We start from the raw sequence: 12,579 nt of genomic DNA on the forward strand, positions 1-12,579 counted from the left end.
GAAACCTCGATCATGTCTGCATCTACGGAACCTTCCGGCTGGACCGGCACCACGCCGGACTCCGAACAGCCGCGCTTCCCGACCCGGCTCGCCATCGGACTGGCGATCGGCTCGTTCTGCTGGGTTGTCGCCTATCTTGGCGCCGTGGCCGTGCTGCTGCCGGCGCGCATCGCCGAGATCGACCCCGGCAACAAGGCGGCGATCATTGCCCTCAACTCGACGGTCGCCATGGTGGTGGCGACGATCGCCAACCTGGTCATCGGTGCCTTCTCCGACCTCACCCGCACCCGCTGGGGCCGCCGCACACCATGGATATGGATCGGCGCCGCCGGCTCGCTCGCCAGTCTGGCCGCCCTCGGGCAGGTTTCCACCGCCGCCGGGCTGATCATCACCTGGGCGATCTACCAGCTCTTCCTCAACGCCATCGTCGCGCCGCTGCTCGCCACGCTTGCCGACCGCATCGCACCGCGCTTCCGCGGCAGCGCTGCCTCGGCCTACGCGCTCGGCCTCGGCTTCGGCTCGGGGCTCGGGCAGGTCATCGGAGCGCAGTTCCTCGCCGATACCACGGGCGGCTTCATTGCGCTCGGCGTGCTCACCGCCATCGTCGCTCCGGCGGCGTCGTTCCTGTTCCGCGAAGCCTCCAGCCTGCCGATGCCGCGCAAGGCGTTCACGAAGGAGATGGTGCTCGACAACTTCGTCTTCGCCCGCCACGATGCCCGCGACTACTACCTCGCGCTTTTCGGCAAGTTCTTCATCCAGGTGGCCAAGTTCGCGGTCCAAGGCTACCTGCTCTACATCCTCACCGACTACATGCAGCTCGAGAAGGCCGGCGCCGGCCGCTACATCTCGCTTTCCGCCACCATCATCATGGTCGCCGGCATCCTCATGGCGTTCCTGTCGGGCCCGATCGCCGACAAGCTCAAGCGAATCAAGCTGCCGGTGGTCCTTTCGGCGCTGATGATCGCCGTCGGCGTGTTCCTGCCGTTCCTGTCGGCGACGCCGGAGATGATCATCGCCTATGCCATCTTCGCCGGCATCGGCTTCGGCATCTTCAACGCCGTCGACCAAGCACTGAACATTGCCGTGCTGCCCAACCCGGCCACCGCGGCCAAGGACCTGGGCATCCTCAACTTCGCCAACACCGGCGGCCAGATCGCCGGGCCGTTGCTCGCCGCCGCCGTCATCACCGCCTCGGGCTACCGGTCGCTGTTCGTGCTGGCGGCTGTCGCGGCGCTGATCGGCGCGGCGCTGTTCATCGCCATCCGCCGCGTTCGCTGACCGGCCGCCGGATGCTTCTCCTCCTGGCGGCCGTCCTTGCCGGCGCGATACTGCAGCGAATTTCCGGAATCGGCTTCGCGATGGTCGTGGCACCGTTCACGATCATCGCGATCGGACCGGCACAGGGCGTCGTTCTCGTCCAGATCTGCGGCATCGCGTCGGCGCTCCTTGTCCTCGCGCAGGTCCGGCGCGACGTCGACTGGCCGGCCTGCCTGGCGCTCCTGCCGACCAGCTTCATCGGCGTGTCGGCAGGAGCCCTCGCCACCGCGCACCTTCCAGCCGCGACCGCACAGGTTGCCAGCGCCGTGGTCATGCTGCTGGCCCTGGCGGGATCGGCAGCGATCGGCCGGCTCGGCCGGGTACCGCGCACCTTCCCCCTCATGGCCGCCACGGGTGGGATAGCCGGAACCATGACGGTCCTCGCCGGTGTCGGCGGAGTGGCCCTGACGGCCTTGCAGCAGGCGACGCGCTGGGAGCATCGCCCGTTCGTCGCGACGCTTCAGCCTTATCTCGTCGCGCTGTCGACAGGCACCGTCGTCGCCCGCCTGGCCACCACCGCCGACGCCTGGCCGGCGCTCACGCCCGCAGGATGGGCCGGCATCATCGCCATGATGGCGATCGGCATCGCCGCAGGAAACCGCGCCACCGCCTGGCTCAACGCATCGGTGGCCTCCCGCATAACCGTCGCCTTGTCGCTTCTGGGAGCGCTTTCGGCGCTCTTGGGCGGCCTGCTGAAGTTGTAGGCCTCCCATTTCCCCGTTCCGATGCAAGTCCTGGCACCGGCGTCACGGCCCGCCGCCGTTCCGCGCAAGACGGCCCGTCGGGCAACATTCACGGAACTGAAGCGCAACTGTCACATGCGCGGCCTATGCGATGCGGGCTGCCGCTGCAGTCGCAGCCGGCTATGTACAGTTATCGGGGGGACACCCTATGGCAATCCTTAAGTCCGTCGCGCTGAAGCTCGGCGCGCTCCTTCTCGGCGCCGGCCTCGTGGCTGGCTCCGCCGCGGCCGCCGAGATCACCGGCGCCGGCGCTACCTTCCCCTACCCGCTCTATTCGAAGTGGGCGGAGAGCTACAAGGCCAAGACCGGCACCGGCCTCAACTACCAGGCGATCGGTTCGGGCGGCGGCGTCAAGCAGATCAAGGCCAAGACCGTCACCTTCGGCGCCACCGACAATCCGCTCAAGAAGGATGCGCTGGCCGCCGCCGGTCTCGTCCAGTTCCCGACGGTGATGGGCGGCATCGTGCCGATCGTCAACCTCAAGGGCATCGGCCCGAACAAGATGGTTCTCGACGGCCCGACGCTCGCCGACATCTATGCCGGCAAGATCAAGACCTGGAACGACCCGGCGATCGCCAAGCTGAACCCCGGCCTCGGCCTGCCGTCGACCGCCATCGCCACCGTGTGGCGCTCGGACGCCTCGGGCACCAACTTCAACTTCACCTACTACCTTTCGCAGGTCAGCCCGTCCTTCAAGTCGTCGATCGGCTCGGGCAACAGCGTGAAGTGGCCGGGCGGCATCGGCGCCAAGGGCAATGACGGCGTCGCCGCCACCGTGAAGCAGACCGCCAACTCGATCGGCTTCGTCGAATACGCCTACGCCAAGCAGAACAGCGTCGCCTTCACCAAGATGGTCAATGCCGCCGGCAACGTCGTCTCGCCGGACGTCTCGGCCTTCACCGCCGCCGCCGCCAGCGCCGACTGGTCGAAGGCGGTCGGCTTCTACCTGATCCTCGCCAACCAGCCGGGCGCCCAGGCCTGGCCGATGACCGCCGCGACCTTCATCCTGGTCGAGGCTCGTCCGAAGGACCCGGCCGCCACCGCCGAAGCCCTCAAGTTCTTCGACTGGGCCTATTCGAGCGGCGACGCCGCCGCCAAGACGCTCGACTACGTGCCGATGCCGGCCAGCGTCAAGGCCTCGGTGCGCGCCACCTGGCTGCGCGACATCACCGCCGGCGACAACAACGCCCCGCTCTACAAGCCGGCTTCGTAACGGAAGCCGTCAAGTCGGCGACACCGGACCTTTGCAGGGGCGCACGCATCGTGCGCCCCCGTTTTCGCGACCGATCATGGCGGTGCTCTGCCCGATGACCGATGAAACCCTTGCCGCGGCCGCCGAGGAGCCAAGGGCCGCTCCCGGGATGACCGGCACCCTGCGCCTCTACCGTCGGCAGGACGCCGTCTTCCGCGCCATCACCTTCCTGTCAGCGGCGCTGGTCGTCGTCGTGCTGGCCGGCATGATCGTCTTCCTCGCCCACGGCGCCATCCCGGCGCTGACGGCAATGGGGCCGTCGTTCTTCTGGACGTCCGACTGGGATACGGTCGAGGACGTCTACGGCGCGCTCGCCCCGATCGCCGGCACCCTGATCACGGCGACGATCGCCATGGCGATCGGCATCCCGGTCAGCTTCGGCATCGCCATGTTCCTGACCGAGATCTGCCCCAGCGTCCTGCGCCGGCCGATCGGCACGGCCATCGAGCTGCTGGCCGGCATCCCGAGCGTGGTGTTCGGCATCTGGGGCCTGTTCTACCTGACGCCGGTGCTGCAGGAATATATCCAGCCGGCGCTGATCGATTATCTCGGCCCGCTGCCGGTCATCGGCATGCTGTTCCAGGGGCCGCCGTTCGGCATCGGCATCCTCGACGGCGGCATCGTGCTCGCCGTCATGGTGCTGCCCTACATCACCTCGATCACCCGCGACGTGTTCATGACCGTGCCGCCGCTCCTGCGCGAATCCGCCTACGGCATGGGCTGCACCACCACCGAGGTCGTCTGGAAGATCGTCATTCCCTATTGCCGCGTCGGCCTGATCGGCGGCGTCATGCTCGGTCTCGGCCGGGCGCTCGGCGAGACGATGGCCGTGACCTTCGTGGTCGGCAACACCTATCAGATCAGCGCCTCGCTGTTGGCTCCCGGCACCACCATTTCGGCGGCGATCGCCAACGAGTTCAACGAGGCGTTCGAAGAGCAGCACCTGTCGGCGCTGATCGCCCTCGGCCTCGTCCTGTTCCTGATCACCTTCACCGTGCTGGCGCTCGCCAAGTGGATGCTGCTGGCGCTCGACAAGCGGGAGGGCCGCTGATGAGCGCGCGCGTGCGCCGCCGCGGCGCGGTCAATATCGTCGTCCTGTCGCTGTCGGTGGCGATGGCGCTGACCGGGCTGGCCTTCCTGGCGCTGATCGGCTGGACGCTGGTGTCGCGCGGCCTGGCGGCGATCAATCTCGACCTGTTCACGCTGGAGACGCCGCCGCCCGGCAGCCGGGGCGGTCTCGCCAACGCCATCGTCGGCTCGGCGATGATGACCGGCCTCGCCATGCTGATCGCCACGCCGATCGGCGTGCTCGCCGGTACCTATCTCGCCGAATACGGCCGCGACAGCCGGTTCGGCGGCGTCGCCCGCTTCATCAACGACATCCTGCTGTCGGCGCCGTCGATCCTGGTCGGCCTGTTCGTCTACGGCTTCACGGTGCTGCCGACGCAGCATTATTCGGCCTGGGCGGGCTCGATCGCCCTGGCGCTCATCGCGCTGCCGGTGATCGTGCGCTCGACGCAGGACATGATCGGCCTGGTGCCGGTGCCGCTGCGGGAAGCGGCCGCCGCGCTCGGCGCGCCGGAATGGCGGGTGATGGTGTCGATCGTCTGGCGGTCGGCCGGCAGCGGCATGCTGACCGGCGTGCTGCTGGCGGCGGCGCGCATTTCCGGCGAAACGGCGCCGCTCCTGTTCACGGCGCTCAACAACCAGTTCTGGTCGACGGACCTCAACGCCCCGATGGCGAACCTGCCGGTGGTGATCTACCGCTTCGCCCTCAGCCCCTACGACGACTGGCAGCGGCTCGCCTGGGGCGGCGCCTTCCTGATCACCTTTGCGATCCTCGTTCTCAACGTGCTGGCGCGGCTTGTCTCGGCGCGCAGCCAATCGAAGGTTTGACGATGGCCGGCGAAACGCTCACTGCCCGCCCCACGGTCTCCACCCGGCCCGCCGATGACGAAGCCGCCACGGTCAAGGTATCGGTGCGCGACCTCCACTTCTACTACGACACGTTCGAGGCGCTGAAGAACGTCAACCTCGACCTCGAAGACCGGCGCGTCACCGCCTTCGTCGGGCCGTCCGGCTGCGGCAAGTCGACGCTGCTGCGCGTCTTCAACCGCATCTACGATCTCTATCCCCGGCAGCGGGCGGAGGGCTCCGTCACCATCGGCGGCCGCAACATCCTCGATCGCGACCAGGACCTCAACGCCCTGCGCGCCATGGTCGGCATGGTGTTCCAGAAGCCGACGCCGTTTCCAATGACCATCTACGAGAACATCGCCTTCGGGATCCGGCTCTATCACTCATTGCCGAAGGCGGAGCTCGACGACCGGGTCGAGCATGCCCTGAAGCGCGCCGCGCTCTGGGGCGAGGTCAGGGACAAGCTGGGCCAGAGCGGCCTCAGCCTGTCCGGCGGCCAGCAGCAGCGCCTCTGCATCGCCCGCACCATCGCGACCGAGCCGGCGGTCGTCCTGCTCGACGAGCCGGCCTCGGCGCTCGACCCGATCTCGACCGCCAAGGTCGAGGAGCTCATCTCCGAGCTGCGCTCGGACTATTGCATCGCCATCGTGACGCACAACATGCAGCAGGCCGCCCGCTCGTCGGACTACACCGCCTTCATGTATCTCGGCGAACTGGTCGAATTCGGCGCGACGGAGAAGATCTTCACCAATCCGTCGGACAAGCGCACGGCCGACTACATCACCGGCCGCTTCGGCTGACCGCGCGGCGGGCGTAGCGACAAGCGAAGCGAAGGTTTCAGGGCCGCCCCTCGGCGTGTGCCGGGTTCATTCATCGGGATGAACCGTTATTTCATCCTTGCCCGTCATGATGTCCGGCGGCGATCGGCCCGGGCCGGCCCCATCCTGCTTCTGGGGCGCCGCCGGAGGAAACCAGACTGTGCTCACCGAAAGTCATGGCCTGTCCGGCGAGCCGATGCGCGCGCTGATCGTCGACGACAGCAAGTCGGTCCTGTTGTGGATGGGCGCCGCCCTGACCGAGCTGCCGAACCTTTCTCTCGATCTCTGCGACACGCCCGAGGAAGCCTTGGCGCTGGCGGCAACGCGGCAATACGATCTCGTGGTGGTCGACTACCTGATGCCGAAACTCACCGGCATTGAGCTGACCGCGGCCCTGCGCCAGCAGCCCGACTATCACGCCATTCCCATCGTCATGATCACCGCCGAGCAGGACAGCGAGGTCAGGCTCAAGGCGATCGTCGCCGGCGTCAACGACTTTCTCAACAAGCCCTTCGACCCGATCGAACTCAGGGCGCGCGTCACCAACCTGATCTCGCTTCGTCGCACCCAAGTCGAGCTGGCCGCGCATGCCCATCGCCTGGAGGAAGCGGTGCGCGAGGCGACCGCCGAGCTGGCATCCCGCGAGAAGGAAATGATCTGGCGCCTGGCGCGGGCCATCGAGATGCGCGATGGCGGCACGGGAGCCCACGTGGCGCGCGTGGCGGCGATCAGCCGGCTGATCGCCGAGGGGCTGCCGCTCGCCCCGCATGTCTGCCAGATGATCCATCTCGCGGCGCCGCTGCACGACATCGGCAAGATCGGCGTCCGCGACGCCGTGCTGAACAAGCCGGGCCGGCTGACGCCGGAGGAAATGGCCGAGATCCGCGAGCATGTGAACTACGGCGTCCGGCTGCTCGAAAACGGCGGCTCCGATCTCATCCGCGTGGCGGCGGCGATCATCGGCGGCCACCACGAGAAATGGGACGGCAGCGGCTACCCGTGCGGTCTGGCGGGAACCGCCATCCCCATCGAGGCCCGCGTCACCGCCGTCGCCGACGTGTTCGACGCGCTGACCTCCGCCCGCCCCTACAAGGAAGCCTGGCCCGCCAAACGCGCCTATGACGAGATCGTGCGCTGCTCGGGCAGCCATTTCGATCCGGAATGCGTGCGGGTGTTCTGCGAGAAATGGCCGGACATCGAGGAGATCGCCCGCACCCTGCGTGACGACGAGGACGGACCGCCGGCGTGGCCGTCATAGAACGTCGACCCGCATGCCGACAACGCGGGTGATGGCGATGCCGGGCCCGGCGCATCGGGCACATGGTTTGCCGGCTTTGAATCCGGCGGGCATGTCGGCGGCCGGTCAAGCCTGCTCCGCCTGAGACCGGCCAGTATTAGTGCCTAGGCATTTTTCAAGCCGACACCGTCACCAAGGCATCCGGCCCGTCGCGACCACCTTAACAACTCCCGCGAGTCCGAATCGCGCCGCGCCCGGCGGCTTCCCGGCTAAACGGACAGGATTCTGCCGTTTATCACAAGCACAAGTGCTCGCGCCGCGCGCTTGCTGACTCTTGAGTATTAACGCAACCATTCAGTTCTTTACGAATCTATTTCTAGCCCTTTGATCCAATTCGACAACGTAAAAACGTAGTTTATGGAAATTTAGCAATTGCCTTCCATATTTCCGCCGCCAGTAGGAGCTGTCCAATGGAGAATTCAACCGTTATTCGGATGCATCCAAATCTATGTGTATCGGACATCCGTGCATCTTATTCTACTCTTGTAGAAGCCCTGGATGGATTCTCGAGTATTCAATTAGGCATCCCGACCGATGCGATCGTTGATCTCAGTTTTCTTCAGCTTATCGAAGCCGCCAGGCTGAGAGCCAACGAACAGGGCAAGTCCCTTTCTCTTCTTGAGCCGGCCAACGGCGAGCTTAGGCGCGCGCTGGACCGAAGCGGCCTCATGACGGCTGCGACTTCTGCCGATCGTTCATTCTGGCTCCACGAGGAGACCACCCAGTGACTGCGAGTATTCTGACCGTGGACGACTCGGTGTCGGTGCGCATGACGACGCGCATCGCCCTCACCGGAGCCGGCTACAAGGTGACGGAGGCGGTCGACGGTCTCGATGGCCTCAACAAGGCCCGAGCGACCCGCTTCGATCTCGTCATCACCGACCTCAACATGCCGAACATGGACGGCCTGCGCATGATCGAGGAGGTCCGGCGCCTGCCGAACCAGGTCGGCGTGCCCATCCTGTTTCTCACCACGGAATCCGACGCCGCCCTCAAGGGGCGCGCCAAGGCGGCCGGCGCCACCGGCTGGCTGGTCAAGCCCTTCGAGCCGGATCAGCTGATCCGCCTGGTGCAGAAGGTGCTGGCCAAATGAGCAATCCCGATCCCGCGGACATCTTCCGCATCGAGGCGGCCGAACTGCTGGAGCAGATGGAGCAGGGCCTGCTCGACCTCGAGCACCGTCTCGACGATCGCACGCTGGTCGACGCCGTGTTCCGCGCCCTCCATACCCTCAAGGGGTCGGGCGCCATGTTCGGCTTCGACCGGCTCGCCGCCTTCACCCACCATTGCGAGACCGCCTTCGACCGCGTCCGCAAGGGACAGGCCGAGGCGACGCCGGCGCTGGTCTCGGCGGTGCTCGAAGCCCGCGACCACATGCGCGCGCTGGTCGAAGACCCGAGCGGCGACCACGCCGCCGAGGAGCGCTACCTTCTCGAGCGCCTGCAGGCGGCCGTTTCCGGCGCGGTGGCGGCTCCCATGGCATCCGTCGCCGACGCCCCGGCCAAGACCGCGACACCGACCGCGCCGACCACCTGGCGCATCAGGTTCGGCCTGCCGGAGAATACCTTCGTCAACGGCACCAACCCGCTGAGCTTCCTCGACGAACTGAGGGCGATGGGCGAATGCCGCGTCGTGCTCGACAGATCGACCCTGCCGCCCCTCGAACAGCTCGATCCGACGGCGCTCTACCTCGCCTGGGACGTGACGCTGACCACCGACCGCAGCCGTGCCGACATCGAGGACGTGTTCCTGTTCGTCATGGACGACATGGCTCTGGAGATCGAGGCGCCGAGCGACGGCGCACCCTTGCCGGAAGTGGCCCCGCCGGTTCTTTCGGATATCGATGCACCCGCCAGGGCCGCCGCCGCCGAGCCGCCGCCGGAGCGGCCGGAACCCGAGGCGGCGGCGCGTCCGGTTGCCGACGCCGCCGACCCGAAGCTGCGGCGGAAGGTGGAAAGCGTCCGCGTTCCGGCCGAACGCCTCGACGAGCTGATGGATCGCGTCGGCGAGCTGGTGATCGTCCAGTCCCGCCTGCAGCAGATCGCCGCCACCAGCAGCGACATCGGGCTGCGCACCGTCAGCGAGGAGATGGAGCGTCTTTGCAGCGAACTGCGCGTCACCATGATGGTGCTGCGCATGGTGCCGGTCGCCACGCTGTTCGACCGCTACCGCCGCCTGGTGCACGATCTCCAGCGCGATACCGGCAAGAAGATCGAGCTGTCGACCGACGGCGAGAGCACCGAGATGGACAAGACGGTGATCGAGCGCCTCGCCGATCCGCTGGTCCATCTGGTGCGCAACGCCGCCGACCACGGCCTGGAGAACGGCGAAGCCCGCCGGGCCGCCGGCAAGCCCGAGGCCGGCAGCATCCGCCTGTCGGCCCGCCAGACCGGCGGCGAGGTGATCATCTCGGTGACCGACGACGGCCGCGGCATCGACCGGGCGAGGGTGCGGGCCAAGGCGGAAGCGGCCGGGCTGATCCAGCCGGGCGCGACCATCGCCGACCAGGACCTGCTGCAACTGATCTTCCAACCGGGCTTCTCGACGGCCTCGTCGGTGACCAACCTGTCCGGCCGCGGCGTCGGCATGGACGTCGTCAAGAAGGCCATCGAGTCGCTGCACGGCTCGATCGACCTCGCCAGCCGTCCGGGAGAGGGCTCGACCGTCTCGCTGCGCATTCCGCTGACGCTGGCCATCATCGACGGCCTGCTCGTCAGGGTGGGCGAAGGCCGCTACGTGATCCCGCTGCCGGCCGTCGAGGAATGCATCGAGCTCAGCCAGGAGGAGGACCTGCGCTCGCGCGGCCGCGCCTTCCTGTCGCTTCGCGACACCCTGGTGCCCTTCATCCGCCTGCGCGAATTGTTCGCCACCGGCACCAGGCCCGATCCCTATCAGAAGATGGTGGTGGTCTCGACCGGCGAGGAACGCGTCGGCCTGATCGTCGACCAGATCATCGGCCACCACCAGACGGTCATCAAGTCGATGTCCAAGCTGCATGACGACGTGACCACCTTCTCGGGGGCGACCATTCTCGGCGACGGCTCGGTCGCGCTCATCCTCGACGTCGCCAACCTGGTGTCGCTCGGCCAGGAGCAGGAGGCGCAGTTGCGTGCCATCGCATGAGTGATCCAGCCCTCAAGACCAAAGCCGTCCGGGACGCCTCCGCCGACGAGATCGAGGTGCTGACCTTCGAGATCGGCGGCGAGACCTTCGCCCTCGAGGCGGCCATCGTGCGCGAGATCCTCGATCTCCTGCCGGAAACCATCGTTCCCGGCAGCCGGCCGTTCGTCAACGCGGTGATCAACTTCCGCGGCAAGGTCATACCGCTCGCCGACATCCGCGTTGCCATGGGCATGCCGGCGGCGGCGGCCACCATCGACAGCCGCATCGTGGTGGTCGAGCTCGATCTCGACGGAACGCCCTCGCTGGTCGGCCTCAGGACCGACCGCGTCAACGAAGTCGCCACGCTGTCGAAGGCCGGCGGCGAGCCGCCTCCCCGCGTCGGCCTCAGGTGGCCGCCGCAGTTCATCGAATGCCTGATCCACCGGGAAGGCGCCTTCATCATCTTCCCCGACCTCAGGACCATCTTTTCTTCAAAGGGCCGCGCGAGCCAGCCGGACTGAGTCGAACGCCCGAAACCCAGAACCGATCCCGTACAAGCCCGAACAGGCCCCATCGAGGGAAGTGCCAGTATCATGCGTATCACCATCAAGCTAAAGCTTGCGCTATCCTTCGCCCTGGTCGTGGCGATGCTGATCGCCCTTGCCGTGCTCAGCATCGCCAACCTGTCCAAGCTCAACAGCTCGCTGACCGACCTCATTTACGGCCCGGCGCTCCGCCTGGAATACGCGCTGGGCGCCTCCGGCTCGCTGGCGGAAAGCGTCCGCCAGCAGAAGAACGCGCTTCTGTCGACCGGCAGCGAAGAAATGGCCGACTATTACGAAAAGTCCGACGCCGCCTTCGCCGCCGTCCGCGACGTCGTGACCAAGGGGCTGGCGATTGCCGATCCGGACGGCAAACCGCTTTGGGAGAAGCTGCTGAGCACCGTCAACGTCTACGAGAACACGGTGAAGAACCTGCATCAGGTCCAGTTGACGAGCGGCCAGCAGGCGGCGGTCAACCTCTCGAACGGCAACATTCGCACCGCGGCGATCGCCATGACGGCCGCCTCCGACGAGCTCGTTGCCGTCGAGAGGAAGGCGATGGAAGCGGCCGAAAAATCCGCCGAGGCGAGCTATGAGTCGACCCGGCTCGTGCTGATCGCCATCGCGGTTGCCGCCTCGCTCATCGGCGCCGTCGCCGCCGCCTGGATGTCACTGTCCATCGCCCGCGGCCTGAAGCGCGGCGTCCAGCTGGCCGAAGCCGTTGCCATCGGCGACCTCAACCACGAGGTGGCGCACAAGGCCAACGACGAGATCAAGGACCTGATCTCGGCCATGCAGAAGATGACCGCCAACCTGCGCGAGACCGCCGGCATGGCCGCCGAGATCTCCAACGGCAACCTCACGGTGACGCCGAAGCCGCTGTCCGACAAGGATACGCTCGGCAAGTCGCTGCTCGATATGGTGGAGCGTCTTCGCTCGGTGGTGGCGGACGCGCTCGTTGCCTCGGACAATGTGTCGGCCGGCAGCCAGCAATTGTCGTCGGCCTCCGAGCAGATCGCCCAGGGCGCCACCGAGCAGGCCTCGTCGGCCGAGGAGGCCTCCTCGTCGATGGAGGAGATGGCCTCCAACATCAAGCAGAACGCCGACAACGCCGCCCAGACCGAGAAGATCGCCCGCCAGTCGGCCAAGGATGCCGAAGTGTCCGGCCAGGCCGTCACCCAGGCCGTCGCCGCCATGCAGACCATCGCCGAGAAGATCGGCATCGTTCAGGAGATCGCCCGCCAGACCGACCTTCTGGCGCTCAACGCCGCCGTCGAGGCGGCCCGGGCCGGCGAGCATGGCCGCGGCTTCGCCGTCGTCGCCTCGGAGGTGCGCAAGCTGGCCGAGCGCTCGCAGGCGGCCGCCACCGAGATCTCGCAGATGTCGGTCGATACTGTCGCCTCCGCCCAGCAGGCCGGCGACATGCTGAACCGCCTGGTGCCGGACATCCGCAAGACCGCCGAGCTGGTGTCGGAGATCTCCGCCGCCTGCCGCGAGCAGGACATTGGCGCCGCCCAGATCAACCAGGCGATCCAGCAGCTCGACAAGGTGACGCAGCAGAACGCCGGCGCCTCCGAGGAGATGTCGGCGA

The 12,579-nt window shown here is 67.1% G+C and carries 12 protein-coding genes; all 12 read left to right on the top strand.

Going from position 1 to position 12,579, the window contains the following annotated elements; translation table 11 throughout:
* Nucleotides 1-12 precede the first annotated feature (12 nt).
* Nucleotides 13-1,278, top strand: a complete 1,266-nt coding sequence (locus tag CJ014_RS22525; RefSeq protein WP_100082752.1) for an MFS transporter — start codon at nt 13-15, stop codon at nt 1,276-1,278.
* Nucleotides 1,279-1,289: 11 nt separating this feature from the next.
* The gene (locus tag CJ014_RS22530; RefSeq protein ID WP_100082753.1) at nt 1,290-2,021 is read left to right on the top strand and encodes a TSUP family transporter; all 732 of its coding nucleotides are present in this window, start codon (nt 1,290-1,292) and stop codon (nt 2,019-2,021) included.
* Nucleotides 2,022-2,208: 187 nt separating this feature from the next.
* Nucleotides 2,209-3,273: a phosphate ABC transporter substrate-binding protein PstS gene (gene pstS / locus CJ014_RS22535; RefSeq protein ID WP_100082754.1), complete on the top strand. Its 1,065-nt coding sequence runs from the start codon at nt 2,209-2,211 to the stop codon at nt 3,271-3,273.
* A 94-nt stretch (nt 3,274-3,367) separates the two neighbouring features.
* Nucleotides 3,368-4,363, top strand: a complete 996-nt coding sequence (pstC, locus tag CJ014_RS22540) for a phosphate ABC transporter permease subunit PstC (protein WP_245427566.1) — start codon at nt 3,368-3,370, stop codon at nt 4,361-4,363.
* Nucleotides 4,363-5,208, top strand: coding sequence for a phosphate ABC transporter permease PstA (pstA, locus tag CJ014_RS22545; RefSeq protein WP_100082755.1), 846 nt, complete (start codon nt 4,363-4,365; stop codon nt 5,206-5,208). The genes pstC and pstA overlap by 1 nt, the downstream gene beginning before the upstream one ends.
* 2 nt (nt 5,209-5,210) lie before the next feature.
* A complete protein-coding gene (pstB, locus tag CJ014_RS22550) occupies nt 5,211-6,029 on the top strand; it encodes a phosphate ABC transporter ATP-binding protein PstB (protein WP_100082756.1) in 819 nt (272 codons plus the stop codon).
* A gap of 178 nt (nt 6,030-6,207) precedes the next feature.
* Nucleotides 6,208-7,305: an HD domain-containing phosphohydrolase gene (locus tag CJ014_RS22555; protein WP_342588572.1), complete on the top strand. Its 1,098-nt coding sequence runs from the start codon at nt 6,208-6,210 to the stop codon at nt 7,303-7,305.
* Nucleotides 7,306-7,754: 449 nt separating this feature from the next.
* On the top strand, nt 7,755-8,072 hold the full coding sequence (locus tag CJ014_RS22560) for a hypothetical protein (RefSeq protein WP_133121914.1): 318 nt from the start codon (nt 7,755-7,757) through the stop codon (nt 8,070-8,072).
* The gene (locus CJ014_RS22565) at nt 8,069-8,437 is read left to right on the top strand and encodes a response regulator (RefSeq protein WP_100082758.1); all 369 of its coding nucleotides are present in this window, start codon (nt 8,069-8,071) and stop codon (nt 8,435-8,437) included. The genes CJ014_RS22560 and CJ014_RS22565 overlap by 4 nt, the downstream gene beginning before the upstream one ends.
* The gene (locus tag CJ014_RS22570) at nt 8,434-10,467 is read left to right on the top strand and encodes a chemotaxis protein CheA (RefSeq protein WP_100082759.1); all 2,034 of its coding nucleotides are present in this window, start codon (nt 8,434-8,436) and stop codon (nt 10,465-10,467) included. The genes CJ014_RS22565 and CJ014_RS22570 overlap by 4 nt, the downstream gene beginning before the upstream one ends.
* Nucleotides 10,464-10,967 carry a chemotaxis protein CheW gene (locus CJ014_RS22575; RefSeq protein ID WP_100082760.1) on the top strand — a complete coding sequence of 168 codons (504 nt, stop codon included), beginning with the start codon at nt 10,464-10,466 and terminating at the stop codon, nt 10,965-10,967. Before CJ014_RS22570 ends, CJ014_RS22575 begins: the two co-directional genes overlap by 4 nt.
* 72 nt (nt 10,968-11,039) lie before the next feature.
* Nucleotides 11,040-12,579: methyl-accepting chemotaxis protein (locus tag CJ014_RS22580; RefSeq protein ID WP_100082761.1), on the top strand; the 1,540-nt coding region annotated here is incomplete at its 3' end.

The sequence above is a fragment of the Pleomorphomonas carboxyditropha genome, from assembly GCF_002770725.1.
In the GTDB taxonomy this organism is placed as follows: Bacteria; Pseudomonadota; Alphaproteobacteria; order Rhizobiales; family Pleomorphomonadaceae; genus Pleomorphomonas; species Pleomorphomonas carboxyditropha.